The organism is Bradyrhizobium sp. CCBAU 51765, from assembly GCF_015291725.1.
In the GTDB taxonomy this organism is placed as follows: domain Bacteria; phylum Pseudomonadota; class Alphaproteobacteria; order Rhizobiales; family Xanthobacteraceae; genus Bradyrhizobium; species Bradyrhizobium liaoningense.
Genome location: NZ_CP030038.1, coordinates 1,021,490 through 1,041,607 on the forward strand (window position 1 = coordinate 1,021,490; position 20,118 = coordinate 1,041,607).

Annotated in this window: 23 protein-coding genes and 1 tRNA gene; 16 read left to right on the forward strand and 8 right to left on the reverse strand. The window is 63.9% G+C overall.

The features are described from left to right. Window positions 1-77: 77 nt before the first annotated feature. From XH96_RS04710 to XH96_RS39765, 3 genes are all read left to right on the forward strand, one after another. Entirely contained in the window at window positions 78-464 is a 387-nt protein-coding gene (locus tag XH96_RS04710) for a LysR family transcriptional regulator (protein WP_246790147.1), read from the forward strand. Between the two features lie 57 nt (window positions 465-521). Next, window positions 522-1,037, forward strand: a complete 516-nt coding sequence (locus tag XH96_RS39760) for a LysR substrate-binding domain-containing protein (RefSeq protein WP_371739963.1) — start codon at window positions 522-524, stop codon at window positions 1,035-1,037. Between the two features lie 488 nt (window positions 1,038-1,525). After that, window positions 1,526-1,792, forward strand: coding sequence for a helix-turn-helix domain-containing protein (locus XH96_RS39765; RefSeq protein WP_194391276.1), 267 nt, complete (start codon window positions 1,526-1,528; stop codon window positions 1,790-1,792). Between the two features lie 7 nt (window positions 1,793-1,799). Here the strand turns inward: XH96_RS39765 and XH96_RS04725 are convergent, their stop codons facing one another. Together XH96_RS04725 and XH96_RS04730 are read right to left on the reverse strand one after the other, a co-directional pair. Beyond that, a complete protein-coding gene (locus XH96_RS04725) occupies window positions 1,800-3,185 on the reverse strand; it encodes a site-specific integrase (RefSeq protein WP_194391277.1) in 1,386 nt (461 codons plus the stop codon). A 210-nt stretch (window positions 3,186-3,395) separates the two neighbouring features. Beyond that, window positions 3,396-3,480, reverse strand: a tRNA-Leu gene (locus XH96_RS04730). Window positions 3,481-3,634: 154 nt separating this feature from the next. Here XH96_RS04730 and XH96_RS04735 point away from each other — a divergent pair. Beyond that, the gene (locus tag XH96_RS04735) at window positions 3,635-4,177 is read left to right on the forward strand and encodes a disulfide bond formation protein B (RefSeq protein ID WP_194391278.1); all 543 of its coding nucleotides are present in this window, start codon (window positions 3,635-3,637) and stop codon (window positions 4,175-4,177) included. A gap of 134 nt (window positions 4,178-4,311) precedes the next feature. On the opposite strand, the gene XH96_RS04740 is transcribed toward XH96_RS04735, so the two are convergent. Together XH96_RS04740 and XH96_RS04745 are read right to left on the reverse strand one after the other, a co-directional pair. Further along, window positions 4,312-5,397, reverse strand: a complete 1,086-nt coding sequence (locus XH96_RS04740; RefSeq protein ID WP_194391279.1) for an AbrB family transcriptional regulator — start codon at window positions 5,395-5,397, stop codon at window positions 4,312-4,314. An 89-nt stretch (window positions 5,398-5,486) separates the two neighbouring features. Further along, complete coding sequence (locus tag XH96_RS04745; protein WP_194391280.1) at window positions 5,487-5,783, reverse strand: PsiF family protein; 297 nt, start codon at window positions 5,781-5,783, stop codon at window positions 5,487-5,489. 200 nt (window positions 5,784-5,983) lie between these two features. On the opposite strand from XH96_RS04745, the gene XH96_RS04750 reads away from it, so the two are divergent. Next, the gene (locus XH96_RS04750) at window positions 5,984-6,475 is read left to right on the forward strand and encodes a hypothetical protein (protein WP_194391281.1); all 492 of its coding nucleotides are present in this window, start codon (window positions 5,984-5,986) and stop codon (window positions 6,473-6,475) included. 147 nt (window positions 6,476-6,622) lie between these two features. Here XH96_RS04750 and XH96_RS04755 read toward each other — a convergent pair whose 3' ends face one another. Then, the gene (locus tag XH96_RS04755) at window positions 6,623-7,171 is read right to left on the reverse strand and encodes a TetR/AcrR family transcriptional regulator (RefSeq protein WP_194391282.1); all 549 of its coding nucleotides are present in this window, start codon (window positions 7,169-7,171) and stop codon (window positions 6,623-6,625) included. A gap of 106 nt (window positions 7,172-7,277) precedes the next feature. On the opposite strand from XH96_RS04755, the gene XH96_RS04760 reads away from it, so the two are divergent. The 5 genes from XH96_RS04760 (at window position 7,278) to XH96_RS04780 (ending at window position 10,081) form a co-directional block, all read left to right on the forward strand. Next, window positions 7,278-7,706 (forward strand): thioesterase family protein, encoded by a 429-nt coding sequence (locus tag XH96_RS04760; protein ID WP_194391283.1) that lies wholly within the window; start codon window positions 7,278-7,280, stop codon window positions 7,704-7,706. Between the two features lie 3 nt (window positions 7,707-7,709). Then, on the forward strand, window positions 7,710-8,195 hold the full coding sequence (locus XH96_RS04765; protein WP_194391284.1) for a PaaI family thioesterase: 486 nt from the start codon (window positions 7,710-7,712) through the stop codon (window positions 8,193-8,195). A gap of 34 nt (window positions 8,196-8,229) precedes the next feature. Beyond that, window positions 8,230-8,613 carry a CidA/LrgA family protein gene (locus XH96_RS04770; protein ID WP_194391285.1) on the forward strand — a complete coding sequence of 128 codons (384 nt, stop codon included), beginning with the start codon at window positions 8,230-8,232 and terminating at the stop codon, window positions 8,611-8,613. Further along, a complete protein-coding gene (locus tag XH96_RS04775; RefSeq protein ID WP_194391286.1) occupies window positions 8,610-9,332 on the forward strand; it encodes an LrgB family protein in 723 nt (240 codons plus the stop codon). The genes XH96_RS04770 and XH96_RS04775 overlap by 4 nt, the downstream gene beginning before the upstream one ends. A gap of 86 nt (window positions 9,333-9,418) precedes the next feature. After that, window positions 9,419-10,081: a DsbA family protein gene (locus XH96_RS04780; protein WP_194391287.1), complete on the forward strand. Its 663-nt coding sequence runs from the start codon at window positions 9,419-9,421 to the stop codon at window positions 10,079-10,081. A 77-nt stretch (window positions 10,082-10,158) separates the two neighbouring features. Here XH96_RS04780 and XH96_RS04785 read toward each other — a convergent pair whose 3' ends face one another. The 3 genes from XH96_RS04785 to XH96_RS04795 form a co-directional block, all read right to left on the reverse strand. Next, window positions 10,159-10,365 carry a hypothetical protein gene (locus tag XH96_RS04785; protein ID WP_018316294.1) on the reverse strand — a complete coding sequence of 69 codons (207 nt, stop codon included), beginning with the start codon at window positions 10,363-10,365 and terminating at the stop codon, window positions 10,159-10,161. An 81-nt stretch (window positions 10,366-10,446) separates the two neighbouring features. Then, window positions 10,447-11,517 carry a phospholipase gene (locus XH96_RS04790; protein WP_194391288.1) on the reverse strand — a complete coding sequence of 357 codons (1,071 nt, stop codon included), beginning with the start codon at window positions 11,515-11,517 and terminating at the stop codon, window positions 10,447-10,449. Window positions 11,518-11,554: 37 nt separating this feature from the next. Then, window positions 11,555-12,526 carry a S1C family serine protease gene (locus XH96_RS04795; protein ID WP_194391289.1) on the reverse strand — a complete coding sequence of 324 codons (972 nt, stop codon included), beginning with the start codon at window positions 12,524-12,526 and terminating at the stop codon, window positions 11,555-11,557. Between the two features lie 278 nt (window positions 12,527-12,804). Here XH96_RS04795 and XH96_RS04800 point away from each other — a divergent pair, with 278 nt between their 5' ends. The 6 genes from XH96_RS04800 to XH96_RS04825 all read left to right on the forward strand — a co-directional run bounded on the left by XH96_RS04800 (window position 12,805) and on the right by XH96_RS04825 (window position 20,107). After that, window positions 12,805-14,223, forward strand: a complete 1,419-nt coding sequence (locus XH96_RS04800) for a M20 family metallopeptidase (protein ID WP_194391290.1) — start codon at window positions 12,805-12,807, stop codon at window positions 14,221-14,223. A 260-nt stretch (window positions 14,224-14,483) separates the two neighbouring features. Next, window positions 14,484-16,274 (forward strand): peptide ABC transporter substrate-binding protein, encoded by a 1,791-nt coding sequence (locus XH96_RS04805; RefSeq protein WP_194391291.1) that lies wholly within the window; start codon window positions 14,484-14,486, stop codon window positions 16,272-16,274. 30 nt (window positions 16,275-16,304) lie between these two features. After that, window positions 16,305-17,264 carry an ABC transporter permease gene (locus XH96_RS04810; protein WP_028178491.1) on the forward strand — a complete coding sequence of 320 codons (960 nt, stop codon included), beginning with the start codon at window positions 16,305-16,307 and terminating at the stop codon, window positions 17,262-17,264. Beyond that, window positions 17,230-18,147 carry an ABC transporter permease gene (locus tag XH96_RS04815; protein WP_194391292.1) on the forward strand — a complete coding sequence of 306 codons (918 nt, stop codon included), beginning with the start codon at window positions 17,230-17,232 and terminating at the stop codon, window positions 18,145-18,147. The genes XH96_RS04810 and XH96_RS04815 overlap by 35 nt, the downstream gene beginning before the upstream one ends. After that, on the forward strand, window positions 18,147-19,142 hold the full coding sequence (locus tag XH96_RS04820; protein WP_194391293.1) for an ABC transporter ATP-binding protein: 996 nt from the start codon (window positions 18,147-18,149) through the stop codon (window positions 19,140-19,142). Before XH96_RS04815 ends, XH96_RS04820 begins: the two co-directional genes overlap by 1 nt. Beyond that, complete coding sequence (locus tag XH96_RS04825; RefSeq protein ID WP_194391294.1) at window positions 19,139-20,107, forward strand: ABC transporter ATP-binding protein; 969 nt, start codon at window positions 19,139-19,141, stop codon at window positions 20,105-20,107. The genes XH96_RS04820 and XH96_RS04825 overlap by 4 nt, the downstream gene beginning before the upstream one ends. The last annotated feature ends 11 nt before the right edge of the window (window positions 20,108-20,118 follow it).

Consider the following 20,118-nt stretch of genomic DNA (forward strand, 5'->3'; position numbering starts at 1 on the left):
CTGAATAGTGTGATTTCTACCATAAATGGGATCGAAGCAATATCTCTTAGCAAAAGTTGCGCTTTGCTACATAATTGATGCACGAGCTGCGGTTGGTGTTCGGCCGGATGCTCCATCGCGACCTCGAAGCACCGGCTTTGAGCGCATCTGTTGCCGTGCGCATTCGTACGCGCGCGGCCGACGAACTGGGAGTTACCCAGAGTGCAATCAGTCATCAGGTGCGTCGCCTTGAAGAATTCTTCGGTACGCAGCTTTTGATACGCCGCAATCCGGGGGTCGAATTAAGCGATGACGGGGCAAAGTTAGAAGGCGAGCTGGGGCCGCTCCTCAACGAGATGGCGGGTCTTGGGCCCAGTTTAAGAAATCGACCGGCCCGACAGACGCTGCGCTTGGGAGCCGGCTCATCGTTAGCCGGATGGTGGTTGGGGCGCCGATTGAGAAGCTTTCGCCATTTCAACTCATAGATAGAGATCAATTTCCGGCTCGTCGAGTCCGAGGCTGTCGGTGGACCACCGCTGGACGTGCGGATATTGTGGACTACTCTCGCAGAGTCGCGTGCGACACCATTGCAAGAACCGCTTGTACGCGAGCGTATCTTTCCAGTCTGCGCGCCGTCTCTGCTTCCTCAGGGTATGCCTTTGTCGGATCCGAGGGCGCTGCTCGATCTTCCGTTGATACAGAAAGGCCATCCCCCTGAGGGTGAATGGAGTTGGGGTTACTGGCTCGAAAAGCTTGGGCTTAAGCGAACCGAGCCGCGCGGTCTTTTATTGGGGGACATGGGCCTTTGCCTGACCGCCGCCGTGGAGGGGGCTGGCGTTGCCATCGGCCGCTCTCTCCTTGTCGCCGATGCAATCAGCGACGGGCGCCTCGTCCCGGCACTTACAAGCGCACCCCATGTGCTGTCAAACAAGGTTCACATTGTGCGTTGGAGCCAGGATCGCATTGGAGATCCACACATCAAAGTTCTGGTGAACTGGCTCGCGCAAGCCGCCGAGGACACAGATCGCGCTATCGCAAACGACTCACATTCGTTGTAGGAATCTATTGACTTGCGAGGTGCTCTATTTCCAATCCATTGATCCGGTGGTGCCACGACACCAAGGAGTCGTCATTCGCCATCGGTCCCTAAACGTCTCGCCGCTGTCCAGTGAATTCCTCGATTCTTGTGACCAGGCGCTTTGGCAACGAGCCGATGGGCTGAGGGATACGGTGGCGGATGTAAGTCGGGCAACAATCCTGTTGCAGATTGATGTGCTGAAACGACCTGGCGATATCCTCGCGAATCAATCTTGTTTCGCAGGCAGTTTATGACGCTTGGACCGCTCACGCCTTGTTGAACGGTTTCACCATGTGCGCCGAAGCTTGCTGGAGCTTGATTTGCACCTGCCGTAACTCGATTGAAATTGCCACAGCTCAGTTAGCGAACTTTCGGAGCTGTTGAACTGCCTTCATTATTGGTTTTTCTAATCCGATCTGTCTCGAGCGCGCTGTAACCAAGCGACTGCTTTCGTGACAAGGAGAGACTATGACGGATGATCTGCTGGAAGAGGCTGAGCGGAGCCCGCCTAGAAGCCCGCATTCGCCTACAAACGATCGCGTCGGAAAAGTGGTCCCGTTTCGGGAGCGACTCAGCTGCACGGTGGACGAAGCTTGCACGGTAACGGGGTTGGGACGCACAAAGCTTTATGAGTTGATTGGATCCGGCCAACTTGTCACGACAACGATCGGGCGCCGGCGCTTAGTGATTGTGCGATCGCTTCTTCAACTTGTGGACACAACTATTTCGGCGTGACCAAGCGTTAATCAGCGAGATAGGCGCGCTGCGCGCCTCCCTTGATTGGAATGACCCTCTTCGGATCGAGCCAGTGGTCAATCCGATCAGCCCAATGCTGCATCAGCTTTGTGCGCGAGCCGATCAGCGCGAGAGGTCCGTGCTTCTTGTAGAGACCTTCGACGGTAGAGTTGTCGAGATGCGCGAGCTGCAGCTCGACGACATCACCATCCCATGCTTTGGCGTCCTTGATTTCTTCGTGGTGAGACAGGGTCGAGAAGGTGGTTCGGAATCCGTGGGCACAATGTTCAGTCTTGGTATCAATTCCAAGCAGTCGTAAGCGTTTGTTGAGCGTGTTGTTCGACAGCGGCGTGTCCCTCGAGCAGGAGAACGCGTACCGGCGATGGCCGGTTAGCTTCTGAACGCTCCTAAGAATCGCAAGTGCTTGGCGTGACAAGGGCACGACGTGGTCCCAGCCGGTCTTCATCTTGGCGGCTGGAACAGTCCAGCGTTCGGTGTCCCAATCGACCTCGGTCCACTCCATTTCATTGACCATGCCAGGGCGAGGAATGGTCAGCGCATCGAAGCGCAGGGCGAGGCCGACAACGTCTCCAAACCTGGCTCTCGTCCACGGTGCGCTGATGAGCTTGAAGACACGCGTTACGTCACGTGGTTCGGTTACGCCAGGACGTGGCGTCGAAATGTTCGTAATCATCTGCCCATTCAGGTTACGGAATGGATTGTAGCCGTCTCCTTCGACGTCGGCATAGTCGCAGATTTGCTCACCGATGCTGCGCACGCGGTCCCGGGTTTCCAGCTTCCCGTCGGCTTCGTATGCACGCATGAAAGCGAGCACGTCCGGACGCTTAATGTCCTGCCTGCACAGCTTGCCGAAGCGACCCTTGACGTAGCCGACGCGAAGCTCAAGCACCTCGATGGTCTTGGGATCGCGCACCGCTACGATCCTTCCGCGTTTGACTTTCTCCACTTTTTTCTTCGCGAGCCACTCGTCCGCCCATTGCCCGAAAGACCGGGCGGCCGCCTGCCTGTGCTTGTCCAGCTGCTTCTCGGTGCTCGGATCTTTTCCTTCCTTAAGCTGGTCTTTGGCCTTGTCGCGCTCGCGCCGCGCGTCAGCAAGAGAGAACGAGCCATCGCTGCCATTGCCGTAACGGCCAATGGAGTAGGTTTTCTGGCGGCCATGGAAGCGGTAGCTCATCCGCCAGAGTTTGGAAGCAGGGTGCCCGGGCCTGCTCACGTCGGGCGTGACGAATAGATAGAGGCCGCCGCCGGTCACGTCGGAAATCTTGGCCGGACTCCATGCGCCGCCACCGAATTTCGGTCGGGCGGCGCGGCAGTCGACGTCGCTCCTGATCTGCTTCGGGTTTACGTGCGCACCGTCGCTCTTGCGGGCCATCTGCTCAATTCCTTCGTTCGGAATAGCGGAAGTCACCGTGAACGCCTGTTCTCCCGATACCAACAAAAATACCAACAAATCGGGCGGCTGGGGACGGATGAGAACAAACGGTGACGAACACCGACTTATGCAGAAGTGCCTATTTTTCAAGGGCTTGGAGCGCTGCGCGGACGGCTGCGGCCGCTTGCGAACGGGCCCGAACAACCTAGTTGGTGCCCCTGGCCGGAATCGAACCAGCACTCCTTGCGGAACTCGATTTTGAGTCGAGCGCGTCTACCAGTTCCGCCACAGGGGCCCTCGGTCGGCCCCAAAGGGGACGTCGCGAAGCCGGCGGACTATAGCCATGGACAAAGCGGGGTCAACCCGCGCCAAAGTGATCCCGGCCGTTCTCGACAGCCGCACGGGCCGGGGCTAGAGGCTTGGGGGCCCGACCACCGGAAGAGGCTGCCGTGACGACCCAGAGTGCCGCCATACCAGCGTTCAAGCAGGCCAGTGCGAGCCCCGCGCTGACCGCCTCGCTGCTGGTCACGCTGATCGCCGCAGTCACGATCTCCGGCGCCTGGTTCTTCCAGCTCGTGCTGGAGATCCTGCCCTGTCCGCTCTGCCTGGAGCAGCGCTACGCCTATTACCTCGTGATCCCGCTCGGCGCGCTGACGGCGCTGGCGGCGAGGAGTGGCGCGCCGCGGCCGCTGCTGCTGGCGGGGCTCGCGATCCTGGCGCTGGCGACGCTCGCCAATGCCGGCCTCGGCACCTATCACGCCGGCGTCGAATGGGGTTTCTGGAAGGGGCCGACCGATTGCTCCGGGCCTGTCGTCAATCTCGGCAGCGCGGCCGATCTGCTGTCGAAGCTCGACACCGTGAAGGTGGTGCGCTGCGACGAGGTGCAGTGGCGTTTCCTCGGCCTCTCGCTTGCCGGCTACAACGTGCTGATCTCGCTGCTGCTGGCCGCGATCGCCGCGTGGGGATTTGCGCGGACGGCGAGGCGGACATAGCTGCGGTAGGGTGGGCAAAGGCGCGTTGCTCGCGCGCTGTGCCCACCATTTATCGATGTTCGCATCAGTCGTTGGTGGGCACGCTTCGCTTTGCCCACCCTACAGGAGCTCGCTCCTCAGGCTGAGGGGAGCAATCAATCGTCCACGTCGTCCTGCGTGCGTCCGAACAGATGCACGATGCCCGGGGTTGCGATCGTCACGAAGACGAAGCGCGAGAGGTGGTGGGCGCCGACGAAGATAGGGTCGATGTGCAATGTCAGGGCCAGCGCCAGCATCGCATCCATCGCGCCCGGCGCGAAGGCGACGACGACGTCGGAGAATTTCACCTGCGTGGTCAGCGCCACGATGCCGACGAAGATGGCGGAGACGGCGATGGCCACGGCAAACGAGCCCAGTGCCGCGCTGAGGTGGCCGGCGAGCGTCTTGATTCGCATCCGCGCGAAGCGGCTGCCGATCAGTGCACCGATACCGACCAGCGCCACGCCGCGGACCCAGTCCGGCAGGCCGCCCTCGACCCATCCGGCGCCGTGCAGCACGCTGGAGGCGATCATCGCGCCGAACATCCAGCTCGCCGGAAACCTGATCAGCCGCAAGACCAGCGCTGCGGCCAGCGACGCCGCGGCCAGTTCGAGGAGGTCGAGCGGCGAGGCGATCGTCGTCGTCAGCGACGGCGCAGCAGAGGACGCCACGCCTGCAATCGCCAGCACCATCGGCAGCGCGGCGGTCAGGATGATGACGCGCATGGTCTGCACCACCGCAATGCCCGGCAGGTCGGCGCCGCGCTCGACCGCCAGGATGGTGATCTGCGACAGCGCGCCGGGGCTGCCGGCCAGGAAGGCCGAGGTGCGGTCCCAGCCGTGGATCCGCTGGAGGTAATAGCTCGAGCCGAACGTGGAGCAGAACGTGGCGAGCGCAAGCAGGCCGATGGTGACGGGGTAGGCGCTGACCTGCTGAAGCAAATGGCGCGAGACGACCGAGCCCAGTGAGATGCCGAGCAGCACCAGCACGGTCTGGGTCAGGATCGGCGGCAAGGTCAGCTGACGGCCGGCGATCGCGGCGATCCCGACCGCGATCATCGAACCCGAGATCAGGCCGCCGGGAAGGTTCGCGCCGAGAAACACCAGGCCGCCGGCGGTGCCGATGACGAGCGTCTCCACCGTGCTCAATATGCTGGCGCGGCTCGGCCATTCGAACGTCAGGGAGGCGGTGATCTGCTTCACACCACCTTATCGCAAATCGGCGGGAGGCGCACAATTGCAGGCTCGTCATGCCGCAATGCGCGCGCCTCTCGCGGAGGGTCGTGACGGACTTACTTCTTGTCTGAGGCGGGGGCGGCGGGAGCGACGCTGCCGGCCTTCGCCTCCTTCTTGCACTCACGGCGAAACTTCCTGCGCTCCTTGCCCTTCAATCCCTTGGCGTCCGCCTGCTTGGAGCATTCGAGCGACTCGGCCGAACGCTCCTTCGGCGCCTTCTTGTCGGCGGTGGTGGCAGCGGCATCGGTCTTTGTCTCGGTCTTGGCTGCCGGCGCTGCGGTCTGTGCGAAGGCGGTGCCGGTGACGAGCAGGGAGGCGAGGGCGACGACGGCGAGGCGAGACGTGAAGGTCATGTGTTGCACTCTGCTTGGAAGAATGACGAAGGGCTGGACGGTCGGCCTGCATTGCTGAACGCGACATGAACGAGCTGAGCGACGGGATCACTATATTTTGGCGGCGATAGCGATCGCATCCTTGTCGCAAGCGGCCGACACGCTAGGATAGCAATGTTCGTTTTACTTCCGTCGGGGAAGACCAAGCAGGAGACCCAGGGATGATCATTCAGACGAGATTGTTGTGCGCGATTGCGGCGTCCGGTGTCGCGGCATTGCTGGCGAGCGCGCCGGCGCAGGCACTGACCGCGCAGGAATGCAGCGCGAAATATCAGGCTGCCAAGAAGGACGGCTCGCTCGGGACCATGAAGTGGAATGACTTCCGCAAGGCCCAGTGCGGTGCCGATGCGAAGCCCGCCGCTGCACCGACCGCAGCTGCTCCGGCTGCGCCCGCCGCTCCTGCCGAGCCGAAGCAGGCGGCGAAGGAGGCGGCACCCGCCGCCGCGCCGGCCCTGCCGGCCGGACCGGCGGTGTATCCGAACGCGGTCGATCCGAAATATGCCAAGGAGACCCCCGGCAAAGCGCGGCTGCACACCTGCGTCGGCCAGTACAATGCCAACAAGTCCACCAACGGCAATGGCGGCTTGAAGTGGATCCAGAAGGGTGGCGGCTATTACAGCGAATGCACCAAGAAGCTGAAGGGCGCCGCCTGAGCTTCGAATCGAGACGATGGCCGGAGCAGCGCTCCGGCCATTTCGCCTGGAGCGTTTTCGGGCGAAGTGGACAGCGGTTCGCGTCAAGAAAACGCGTCAAAACAAGAAGCTGGAGCCGCGTTCCGATTCCATCGGAACGGGAAGGCTCTAGTCGAGCAGCTTCTCGGCCGATCTCGCCACGAGCTGCGCTCGCTTCCGCGCGCCGCTCTCGACGAACAACAAGCTCTGGCCGAAGATGAAGCAGTAGAACAGGAAGGCCTGCGCCTCGGCCGCCTCGGCCGCAAGGCCGGTGGCGCGATAGAGTTCGCTGACGTGCTTGAGCCGCGCCGCGTCGACGCTCGCCACCGCTCCAGCGGCGTTCTCGTCCGAGCGGGCCCATTGCCGGATCGCGAGCTCGATCGCCATGCCCTCCGGATTGAGGCGCTCGGAATAGAGCTGGATCAGAGCCTTCAAGCGCTCGCGGGGCTCCTGCCCGTCGAGACTGGTCTGCTGCGCGATTGCGGCGACGCGTCCCTCGCGCCAGCCTTCCAGCATGGCATCGAGCAGCGCGGCGCGGTCGGCAAAGCGGCGGTAGAAGCCGCCCTTGGTGACGCCAAGATTCTTGGCGAGCACCTCGACCCGGACGCCCTCGACCCCCGCGCGGGCGAGCTCGGCAAAGCCTGCCTCAACCCAGACATCACCCTTGCCGTCACTCATGAAGGAAACCCACCGGCTCTTGATACGGTGCCGTATTGCTAACGCGGCACGGGTTTGATACGCTACCGTATCAACGATCAAAGACGAAATTGCGAGAGGAAGTGCGATGGAGCAGGAGGCGACCTATCGCGGCACGGTCTATCCGTGGCAATGCGATCACGTCGGGCACATGAACATCATGTGGTATGTCGGCAAGTTCGACGAGGCCAACTGGAATCTGTTCGCCCGCCTGGGCCTGACGCCGAGCTATCTGCGCAGCTCCGGCCGCGGCATGGCCGCCGTGCAGCAGAGCATCGCGTACCGGCGCGAGCTGCTCGCCGGCGACATCGTCGAGATCCGCAGCCATCTGCTCGAGCTTCGCGACAAGTCGATCCGCTTCCGGCACGATATGACGAACGCCGAGACCGGCGAGCTCGCAGCGACATGTGAGATCACCGGCGTGCACATGGACCGTCAATTGCGGAAGTCCGCGCCCTTTGCCGATGCCATCCGGGAGATCGCCGTGAAGCACCTTTCCGAGCCGGCGGAGGCATGAGCGATGGCCACATTCGAGCCGAGAAACCCCGGGTACCGCACGGCTGCGACCGCGATGTTCGCCGCCCAGCCGGCGATGCGCACGCTGGGCATATCGATCGTCTCCTTGGCGCCGGGCCAGGTCGAACTGGCGATGCCGTATGCATCCGCCTTTACGCAGCAGAACGGCTTTGTCCACGCCGGTATCATCACCGCAGGCCTGGACAATGCCTGCGGCGTCGCCGCCTTCACCCTGATGCCGCGCGAATCCGACATCCTCACCGTCGAGTTCAAGACAACGCTGCTTGCGCCGGCCCGGGGCGAGCGCTTCGTCTTCAGGGCCGAAGTCGTCAAGCCCGGCCGCACGCTGACCTTCTGCGAGGCCAAGGCCTTTGCCGAGCATGACGGCAAGACCACGCTGATCGCGACCATGACCGGGACCTTGATGGCGATGTTGCCCCGCATTGCGGCCTCGGACGTGCCGCACACGTCTGCGCATGGCGGCGATTGACAAGCGTGCTAGCGCATCCCTTGATGCGACGATCATGCTTGCAAGTCTCGGCCTCATCCTGCTCTGCCAATTGATCGGCGAAGCCGTTGTGCGCGGTCTCGGCCTGCCGTTGCCGGGACCCGTGCTCGGTCTGCTGCTGCTTCTGGTCCTGCTGCTCGCCCGCGACCGCTTTGCGCTGCTCGCGCGCGGGCCGCTGCGCAATGACGGTGTCGAGACGGCGAGCAAGGGCCTGCTGGCCCATCTCTCGCTGCTATTCGTGCCGGCCGGCGTTGGCGTCGTGCAGGAGCTCGATCTGCTCGCGTCTCATGGCATCGCGATCATCCTCGTGCTCGCGCTGTCCGTGGTCGTCACGCTGCTCGCGACCGTGCTGACCTTTCGCCTCGTCAGTCGCCTGTTGAAGCAACAGGACGCGCGATGAAGGACAATCCGTTCTCGCTCTGGGTCTATCTCTCGCAATCGCCGCTGCTCTGGCTGACCGTGACGCTGCTGGTCTATGCCACCACGGACGCGGTCTCGCTGGCGACGCGGCGTCATCCGCTGGCCAATCCCGTGCTGCACGCGATGTGGATCATCGGCGTGTTCCTGCTGTTGACCGGCACCTCCTACACGACCTATTTCGCCGGCGCGCAGTTCGTGCACTTCCTGCTGGGGCCGGCAACCGTCGCGCTCGCGGTGCCGCTCTACGAGAACCGCAAGCGCGTCGTCTCGTCGATCGTTCCGATGCTGGTGGCGCTGGTCGCGGGCTCGGTCACCGCGGTGGTGTCGGTCGTGCTGCTGGCCGAGCTTGCCGGCCTGCCGCGTGACGTGGTGCTGTCGCTGGCGCCGAAATCAGTCACCGCCGGCGTCGCCATGGGCATCGCCGAATCCCTGCATGCCAATCCTTCGCTGGCGGCGGTCGCGGTCATCCTCACCGGCATCATGGGCGCCATCATCGTGACCCCGCTGATGAACCGCACCGGCGTCACCGATTATCGGGCTCGCGGGTTCGCCGCCGGCCTTGCCGCGCACGGCATCGGCACCGCGCGCGCGTTCCAGGTCGACGAGATTGCCGGTGTCTTTTCCGGCATCGCCATGAGCCTGAACGCCTTGGTGACCTCGTTCCTGGTCCCGCTGGCAGTCACACTGCTGGTGCGATGACATCGCTGCGGCGACGCTCTATATGTCTGTAACATTTCCTGGTCCTGAGCCGTATTTGCGGTGATGGGGCCGAAACGGGACAAGATATGACTGAATTTGGGAACAAGGGCCGTCTGATGCCGACCCGGCGTGCGGCCCTGACGTTGATCGGAGCGGGCGCCGTCGCAGCGAGCGGGATCAACCTTGCGCGCGCGGCAACCGGTGAGGACGAGGTGCTGACCGAAGCCAAGGTGCTGCGCGATCCCGACACGCCCGTCGCAGGCAATCCCGACGGCAACATCACGATCGTCGAATGGTCCGACTACAATTGCCCGTATTGCCGCAAGCTCGAACCCGAGCTGCGCCAAGTCGTCCAGGACGATGGCAAGGTGCGGCTGGTGATGAAGGACTGGCCGATCCTCGGGCCGGTGTCGGTCACGGCGGCGCGGACTGCGCTGGCGGCGAAATTCCAGGACAAGTACCATCAGGCCCACGACGCCATGATGGGCGTCAGCTCGCGCCTGACCGAGCCGCGCATCAACGAGCTGCTCGCGGCCGCCGGCGTCGACATGGACCGGTTGAAGCGCGATCTCACCGGCCGCGCCAAGGACATCGACGCCATCCTCAAGCGTAACAACGAGCAGGCTGAAGCTTTCGGATTCAGTGGTACGCCGTCATTCATCGTCGGCAAGTACCGCGTGCCCGGCGTGCTCAGCATGACCGAGTTCGAGCAGGTCATCGCCGACGCCCGCAAGGCCAAGATGAACTGACCCGCATCTTTGATCGTGGCCAACATAAAGGCGCCGCCGCGGAGCTCGCGACGGCGCCTCATTCATGTCGGGCGATGCTACTTCGACGAGATCCGGACCCAGTCCTTATGCGCGCGGTCGCGCAGTGCGTCCCAATCGGCCTTGGCGACATCCCAGTTCACGATGGTGCGATTGGTGGTCGCGACCTCGCCATTGGCGACCGACGACGTCTGCATGGAATCATAGACGTAGACGCCGCCTGCAAGCAGCAATGCGCCCAGGATCATTCCGAAAAAAGTCTGCATGGCGAACCTCCGGTGACGGGCGATAACGTCGGCCCGGAGTGATGGTTCCCCGGCCATGCGGCGCATCTAAGGAGAGGTCGTTCATCCTCCATTCAGCCACTGCAGCAATTCCGCATTGATCTCGCACGGATAGGTGTGGCTGAGGTCGTCGATCTCGCGGTAGGTGACATTGGCGCCGGCGGTGGAGAGCGCCGCCTGCGTCTGCCGTGCGGTCTGCACCGGAAACATCCAGTCGAGCTTGCCGTGCGTGATGAAGACCGGCAGGCCCTGGAGGCGCGTTGCGTCCGCCATCTCCGCCATCAGCGGATGAAAGGTCGCCGCAACAGGGGCGAGATGAGTGAACGGCGAGGCGCCGTCGAGCCCGGTGACGTAGCAGAAGGTGCCGCCGTCGCTCATGCCGGTCAGAAGCATGCGCGAGGCGTCGATGCTCCAGCGGCCGCGCACAATCTCAAGGATGCGCATGAGATTCGGCGTGTCGGTGTCGTCGCCCATCAGAGCCCAGGTCGGGCCGGTCGCGGTCGGCGCCACCAGGACCGCGCCGAGACTGCGCGCGTCGCGCAGCCAGCTCCACAGAAAGCCGCGTCCGTTGCCGCTGCCGCCATGCAGTGCCATCACCAGCGGCATTGGCCGGCCGGGCACGCAGTATTCGGGCACATAGGCTGAGAAGCCGCCACGGCTGCCGGGCTCATTGTGATCGTGGAAGACGCCGGTGTGTTCGCCTGCGCCGGCTTCCAGTCGCGACAGCAGATCGTGGTTCTCGCGATTGGCGGCGTTGAGAAAGAAGCTGCTCACGGGCGGGAACTGTACCGCCAGCGGATACAGTGCCTCCTGTGCGCGGGGAACATGGCGCAGGGCCCGGAAGACCGCGACGAGATCGCCATTGCCACGCTCGACCTCGCGGATGCCGGCAAAGGCGGCGAGGGCCTCGTCGCAGGAGCGATCGAGCCGTTCACGCAAGCCGGCGAACTGTTCAGGCCAGTCGCCGATCGCCGCGCGTGCCGCCTCTAGCGCCTCGTCAGGTGTGCCGATTGCGTTCATCACCGCGGCGAAGGCCGGCGGGTGCAAATGCCGCTGGAAGAAGCCGAGTGCTTCCAGCGCATTGAGCAACGGTGGCAGCACGGCAACGATGTCGTCGACCACGGCCTCGGTCATCGCCCGCTTCCTCAAGCCTCGGGATCGGTCCTTGGGGTCAATGCAGCTTCGGCGCCTTCAACAGCTTGAAGCGATCGGTCGACGTCACGGTGACGTCGAAGGTGACGCCCTCATGATGCACGGTGAGCGGCACGTCGACGCCGGCAGCGCCGAGCGTCCACATCTTCCTGTAGAACGCGCTCTGGCTCGTGACCTTCTCGCCGTCCACGGCGAGAATGACATCGCCGGTCTTGAGCTCGGCGCGGGCGGCCGGGCCGTTGGTGGAGATCCCGATCACCACCACGCGGTTGTCGATCTCGGTCGAGAAGAGCCCGAGCCAGGGCCGCGCCGGCCTGTTGACCCGGCCGAATTTGCGCAAGTCCTCGAGGATCGGCTTCAAGAGGTCGATCGGCACGATCATATTGACGTGCTCGGCCTTGCCGTCACGTTCCCGGTCGAGCTGGAGCGAGCCGATGCCGATCAACTCGCCGCGTTCGTTGAGAAGGGCCGTGCCGCCCCAGTTCGGATGTGCGGGACAGGTGAAGATGGCCTCATCCAGCAGATACTCCCAGTAGCCGGCGAATTCCTGCTTGGCCACGATCTGGCTTGCGACCGAGCGCGTGCGCCCGCCGGCGCCGCCGACCACGACGCGGTCGCCGATCCGGGTTGCCGCCGACGAGCCGAGCGACAGCGGCGCGACGTCGAGCTGGCCGAGCGCCTGCACCAGCCCGAACCCGGTCTCGGAATCGAAGCCGAGCGCATGACCCTCCACCACGCGTCCGTCGGCGCGGTGCAGCCAGACCGTCTCTGCCTCAGTGATGAGATAGCCTATCGTGAGCACCAGCCCGTCGTCGATCACGACGCCGTTGCCGGCGCGCTCGGTGCCCAGCGTCTCGGCGCTGAAGGCGTCCGGCGGGACGATGGCGTGCAGGCCGACGATGGATGCGAGCGCGCGGTCGAGATCGAAGCCGTAGTCGCTCGCCCGCGGCTGGTTCGCCGGCGGCACTCTCCATTCGGTCAGAGCGGGCATGGAGTTCTCCTGGCTGAGAGCATCGCTCCGGTATGGCTAGCGGAACGACGAGCAAGCATAATTTAGGCCGGGGCAGGCCGTCTTGAAAGCCTCGCCGCCAACTATTCCGGAGAACGCCGCGTGAACTCTTCGAAAGGCGCGGAGATACCTCGTGGATCGGGCGTCCGTGCGATCCGGCACCGGCCGCATGGCTGCTGTCCGGCGGAATGCTAGGCGCCGCATAGCGAAGCTGCTAACCATTGCCGCTTCGTTTGACCTTGGGATCACGGACGACAAGCATGGACAATCGCAGCGACATCTGGCGTGGCATCGATACGATCAAGGCACGTTTCATCGACCTCAGCGACAGGGTCTGGGGCATGCCTGAGGTCTGCTACACCGAGGCGCGGTCCGCGGCCGAGCATCTCGCCGAGCTGCGCCATCAGGGATTCCGGATCACCGAGAACGTCGCCGGCATCCCGACTGCGGTGATGGGCGAGTGGGGCGAGGGTGGTCCGGTCATCGCCTTCATGGGTGAATACGACGCGCTGCCGGGCCTCAGCCAGGAGGCGGGTGTCGCCGAGCATCGTCCGATCGAGACCGGCGGCCATGGCCACGGTTGCGGTCACAATCTGCTCGGTTCCGCCGCGCTGCTCGCCGCGACCGCGGTAAAGGACTGGCTGGCCGAGAACAAGGTGCCGGGCCGCGTGCGCTATTACGGCTGCCCTGCGGAAGAAGGCGGCGCGGCAAAGGCCTTCATGGTGCGCTCCGGCGCGTTCGAAGACGCCGACATCGCCATCACCTGGCATCCGCACAGCTTCTGGGAAGTCGCGGTGACGCCGTCGCTCGCCAACACGCGCGCGGATTTCATCTTCACCGGCCGTACCTCGCATGCGGCCGCCTCGCCGCATCTCGGCCGTTCGGCGCTCGACGCAGTGGAATTGATGAATGTCGGCGTGAACTACATGCGTGAGCACATGCCGAGCGATGCCCGCGTGCACTACGCTTTGCTCGACACCGGCGGCATCGCGCCGAACGTGGTGCAGGCGCATGCGCGCGTGCGCTATTCGATTCGCGCCCGTGACCTTCCCGGCATGAACGAGCTGGTCGAGCGCGTCTCCAAGATCGCGCAGGGCGCCGCGTTGATGACCGAGACCAAAGTCGAGATGAAGATCATCTCGGCGGTCTCCAACATCCTGCCGAACGCGCCGCTGGAGCACGCGCTGCACCAGGTGATGGAAGAACTCGGACCGCCGCATTTCGACGACGCGGACAAGAGCTTTGCCAGCCAGATCCGTGCGACGCTGAGCGACAAGGACATCTCGTCGGTCTATTATGCGATCGGCATGGAGCCGACCGACCGGCCGCTGGCCGACTTCCTGGTGCCGCTCGATGCCAAGCGCAACCCGCTGGTCGGTTCGACCGATGTCGGCGACGTGAGCTGGGTGGTGCCGACCGTGCAGGTGCACGCACCCACGGTTGCGATCGGCACGCCCTTCCACACCTGGCAGGTGGTCGCGCAGGGCAAGAGCCCACATGCCCACAAGGCCATGGTGCAGGCGGCCAAGGCGATGGCCGGCCTCGGCATCAAGGCGCTGACGGAACCGGAGCTGATCAAGGCCGCCAAGGCGGACCTTCAAAAGCGGACGGCCAAGACACCTTATATCTGTCCGCTGCCGGATCACGTCGCGCCGCCGCTCGACATGTCCGTCGCCTAATTTCACCTTGATACTTCGTCGGATGCGGCGAACAAATTTTCCGCAGTGCAGCGCGCAATCCAGCACGTTTTGATGCTGGATTGCCGAACGGATGGGCTGCGGAACGCGATTTTGCCCAACGGACAGCCAGAAGACCGTTTGCATACACACGGTCCCAGTTGACGTGCACCCCATTCGGTGTGCCATCTACCGCCAGCCAAACCCGGCGGTCGCCTCCTGCGGCCGCCTGCATCCATGTCGGAACCAGACGGGGGACAACCATGCTGGATAAAGAACTGCGTTCGATGATCGGCCAGGTGAAGGACGGGCGGATGGATCGCCGCGCCTTTATCCAGCGCATGGCTGCCGTTGGCCTGACCGCACCGCTGGCCAACCAGATCCTCGCGCTCGGCGGTGTTGCCATGGCGCAGGGCGCGTCCACCTACAAGCCGACCAAACGCGGCGGCGGTGGTGCGCTGAAGCTGTTGTGGTGGCAGGGCCCGACCTTGCTCAATCCGCATTTCGCCACCGGCACCAAGGACCAGGACGGCTCGCGCCTGTTCTATGAGCCGCTTGCCTGCTGGGATCCGGACGGCAACATGAAGCTGGTTCTGGCGTCCGAAATTCCCTCGACCCAAAACGGCCTGCTGGCCGCCGACGGCAAGTCGGTGACGTGGAAGCTGAAGCCCGGCGTGAAGTGGCATGACGGCAAGCCGTTCTCGGCCGACGATGTCGTATTCACGTGGCAGTACATCAAGGATCCGGCCACTGCGGCCGTGACCATCGCGACCTATCGCGACCTCACTGTCGAGAAGATCGACGATCTCACGGTCAAGATTACTTTCCCGAAACCGACGCCATTCTGGGCCGACGCCTTCGTCGGTGCGACCGGGCAAATCCTGCCGAAGCATCTCTTTGCCGATTTCATCGGCTCCAAATCGCGCGAGGCTCCGACCAACCTCGCGCCTGTCGGGACCGGGCCCTACAAGTTCGTCGAGTTCAAGCCGGGCGATCTCATCCGCGGCGTGATCAATCCCGACTATCACATGGCCAACCGGCCCTATTTCGATACGCTCGAGATGAAGGGCGGCGGTGACGCCGTCTCGGCGGCACGCGCCGTGATCCAGACCGGCGAGTATGATTTCGGCTGGAATATCCAGGTCGAGGACGACGTGCTGCTGCGCCTGGAAAAGGGCGGCAAGGGCAAGACCGTCTATGCCGTCGGCGGCGATACCGAGTTCATCGCGCTCAATTTCACCGATCCGAACGTCGAGGTCGACGGCGAACGTTCGTCGATGAAGACCAAGCATCCGCTGTTCTCGGATCCCGTCGTGCGCAAGGCGCTGTCGCTGCTGGTCGATCGCGAGTCCGTCAAGAAGGCGATCTACGGCCGCGCCGGCCGCACCACCGCGAACTTCCTCAACGGCCCTGAAAAGTTCGTCTCCAAGAACACGAGCTGGGAATTCAACATCGAGAAGGCCGCCAAGATGCTCGACGACGCCGGCTGGAAGCCCGGTGCCGACGGCATCCGCGAGAAGGACGGCAAGAAGCTGAAGATCCTGTACCAGACCTCCATCAATGGTCCGCGCCAGAAGACCCAGGCCATCGTCAAGCAGGCCTGCCAGAAGGCCGGCATCGAGGTCGAGCTGAAGTCGGTGGTCGCCTCGGTCTTTTTCTCCTCCGACGTCGCCAATCCCGACACCTATCCGAAGTTCTACGCCGACATCGAGATGTTCCAGATCCCGCTCAGTCAACCGGATCCGTCGCAGCACATGCGCCGCTACCTGTCCACCAGCGTCGCCACCAAGGAGAACAAGTGGCAGGGCACGAACTTCCCGCGCTGGGTCAACAAGGACTATGACGCGGTGATCAACGCTGCCGATATGGAGATGGATCCGGTCAAGCGTGCGGCGTTCTATATCAAGGCTAACGATCTGATGTGGCAGGACACGGTGTTCATCCCGGTGATGCATCGTCTCAAGGTGGAGGCGGCCGCGAACAATTTGCGTCCGGTGATCTCGGGTTGGGCCAACGAAACCGACAACCTGTTCGACTGGTACCGCGAGGAATGATCCCCCAGCGCTAGACGGGGGCTTTCCCTCATGAGTCAATACGTCCTGCGTCGCCTCCTGATCGCGATTCCGAGCCTGCTCGGAATCTCGGTCGTGCTGTTCGTCGTGCTCGCGCTCGCGCCCGGCGATCCGTTCTCCGAGTTGGCGACCAACCCGAACGTGCCGCCGGAAGTGCAGGCCGCCCTCCGGGCCAAGTTCGGGCTCGACGATCCGATCTATCTCCGTTACCTGCACTGGCTCAACGCCATGCTGCACGGCGACTGGGGTTTCTCGTTCGTCAGCCGGATGGATGTCGACCAGTTGATCCTCCAGCGCCTGCCGGCCACGCTCTACGTGATCGGCTCGGCGCAGATCCTGGCGCTCCTGATCGCGATCCCCGTCGGTGTCTATGCCGCGACCAGGCCGTATTCGCTGTTCGACCAGATCGCGAATACGCTTGCCTTCGTCGGCTTCTCGCTGCCGACCTTCTTCACCGGCATCCTGTTCATCCTGATCTTCTCGGTCACGCTGGACTGGCTGCCGTTCGTCTATACGACCGACATCAAGGCAACCGGCATCCGCTGGGTGCTGGAGATGATCAGGCAGGCGATCATGCCGGTGGCGGTGCTCGGCCTGTTCCAGGCGGCGTCGATGACGCGCTTCGTCCGTTCGGCGATGCTCGACGTGATCCGGCTCGACTACGTGACCACGGCGCGTGCGAAGGGACTTGGCCAGGCCACGGTCATCGTCAAGCACGTGATGCGCAACGCCATGATCCCGGTCGTGACGCTGATTGCGTTGCAGATGCCCGCGGTGTTCGGCGGCGCCATCGTCACCGAGCAGATCTTCCGCATCCCCGGCATCGGCTCGCTGCTGATCTCCTCCATCCTTTCCAACGACACGCCGGTGGTGATGGCCGTCACCTTCGTGTTCGCGTGCCTTGTGGTCCTGTTCAATCTCATCGCGGACGTCCTGTATGGCTGGCTTGACCCTCGCATCTCCCTCCGCTGAGCGGCGGGTCTACTCGCCCTGGCGCGAGACGTGGCGGCGCTACAGCCGCCACAAGCTTGCCGTTGTCAGCGCGTTCCTGCTCCTGGTTCTTGTCCTGGCGGTGGTGTTCGGTCCGTTCGTCTGGCGGGTCAAGATCGACGAGATCGACATTGTGGCGGGTATGCAGGGGCCGTCGCTGGCCCATCCGTTCGGTACCGACGATCTCGGGCAGGACATCCTCGCCCGCATGATCTATGGCGGGCGCATCTCGCTCGCCGTCGGCCTTGCCGCGATGCTGGTCTCGGTCTTTATCGGCGTGCTGATCGGCGCGCTGGCCGGCATGTCGCGCGGCGCGCTCGGCCATGGCCTGATGTGGCTCACGGATCTGTTCCTGTCGTTGCCGCAGCTGCCGCTGCTCTTGCTGCTGATCTATCTCTTCCGCGACGGGTTGAAGCAGGTGTTCGGCCCCGAGGGCGGCATCTTCATCCTGATCGTTCTGGTGATCGGGGGGCTCCGCTGGATGCCGGTCGCGCGCCTGGTGCGCGCGCAGTTCCTGTCGATCCGCGAAAAGGAATTCGTGGAGGCTGCACGTGCGCTCGGTGCAAGTCCGGTGCGGCAGGTGGTCAAGCATATCCTGCCAAATGCGCTCGGTCCGGTGATCATCGCCGGCACCATCGACGTTGCGGCCGCCATCATCGCGGAATCGACGCTGTCCTTCCTCGGCCTCGGCTTTCCGCCTGACACCCCGACCTGGGGACGGCTGCTGTACGATGCCAAGGACTTCCTCGATATCGGCCCGCACTGGGCGCTGTTCCCGGGCGGCGCGATCTTCATCGCGGTGGTCGCCATCAACTTCATCGGCGACGGCCTGCGTGACGCGCTCGATGCGCGACGGGTGATCTGATGGCGCCGCTGCTCGAGATCAAGGGCCTGAAAACCCACTTTTCCACCGACGACGGCATCCTCCAGGCCGTCGACGGCGTCGACATCTCCATCAACAGGGGAGAGACGCTCTGCGTCGTCGGCGAGTCCGGCTGCGGCAAGACCGTCACCGCAATGTCGATCCTGAAGCTGATCGCGATGCCGCCGGGCCGGATCGCGGCGGGCCAGATCATTTTCGAGGGGCGCGATCTCGTGCCGCTGACCAGCAATCAGCTCGACGAGATCCGCGCCAAGGAGATCGGCTTCATCTTCCAGGAGCCGATGACCTCGCTCAATCCGGTGCTCACCATCGGCGAGCAGATCGCCGAGAGCCTGCGCCGCCACGAGGCGGTGACGAGAAAGCAGGCCCTGGAACGCACCATCGAGATGCTGAAGCTGGTGCAGATCCCCAATGCCGAAGGCCGCGTGCACAATTATCCGCACCAGTTCTCCGGCGGCATGCGCCAGCGCGTGATGATCGCGATGGCGCTCGCCTGCAAGCCGAAGCTGATCATTGCCGACGAGCCGACCACCGCACTCGACGTCACCATCCAGGCGCAGATCCTCGACCTCTTGCAGGACATGAAGGAACGCTTCGGCATGGCGGTGATGTTGATCACCCATGCCATGGGCGTCGTCGCCGAGACGGCGCAGCGCGTCGTCGTGATGTACGCCGGCAAGGTGGTGGAAGAGGCGGCGGTCGACGAGCTCTTCGGCGATCCCCGCCATCCCTATACGCAAGGGTTGATCCGCTCGATCCCGCGCATCGACCTCGACAGCGAGCACAAGACGCGGCTGGAGGCGATCGGCGGCTCGGTACCGATCCTGATCAATCCGCCGGTCGGCTGCCGCTTTGCCCCGCGGTGCAAGTTCGCGATGAACGTCTGCACCGAGAAGGAGCCGTTGCTGCGCGAGGTCGCGCCCGGCCATCGCATGGCCTGTCACTTGGGAGATAGCAGCCTGGGAGGCGCGGCATGAGCGAACCGTTGCTGCGCGTCAGCGGCCTGAAGAAACACTTCCCTGTCCTCGGTGGCCTGCTGTCGCGCCAGGTCGGCAGCGTCTATGCGGTCGACGGCGTGTCGTTCTCGGTCAATCGCGGCGAGACGCTCGGTCTCGTCGGCGAATCCGGCTGCGGCAAGTCGACGACGGGGCGCTGCGTGCTGCGCCTGATCGAGCCGACCGACGGCGAGATCACCTTCGACGGCCAGGACGTGCGCAAGCTCGGCGGCAACGATCTGCGCGCGATGCGGCGGAACATGCAGCTGGTGTTCCAGGACCCGTTCGCTTCGCTCAATCCGCGCATGACGGTCGGCGCCATCCTCGGCGAGGCCTTCACCATCCATAATCTCGCGACCTCCACCAAGGAGCGCGAGGAGCGCGTCGCGAGCCTGCTGGTCAAGGTCGGGCTCAAGGCCGAGCACATGCGGCGCTATCCGCACGAGTTCTCCGGCGGGCAGCGCCAGCGCATCGTGATCGCGCGCGCGCTCGCGGTCGAGCCCAAGCTGATCGTCTGCGACGAGCCGGTCTCTGCGCTCGACGTGTCGATCCAGGCCCAGGTGATCAACCTCCTGGAAGACCTCCAAGCCGAATTGAACCTGACCTATCTCTTCGTCGCGCACGATCTCTCGGTGGTCGAGCACATCTCCGATCGCGTCGCGGTGATGTATCTCGGACGCATCGTGGAGCTGGCGAAAGCGAGCGATCTCTACCGCAATCCGCAGCATCCCTACACCAGGGCGCTGCTGTCGGCGGTGCCGGTGCCCGATCCCAAGCTGAAGCGCGAGCGCATCCGCCTCAAGGGCGACGTGCCGAGCCCGATGAAGCCGCCCTCGGGCTGCCACTTCCACACCCGCTGCCCGATCGCCCAACCGCGTTGCGCGGAGAGCGCGCCGGTGCTGAAGGAGGGGGCGGCGGGGCATTTTGTGGCGTGTCACCTGGTGTGATGGTGTAGCGC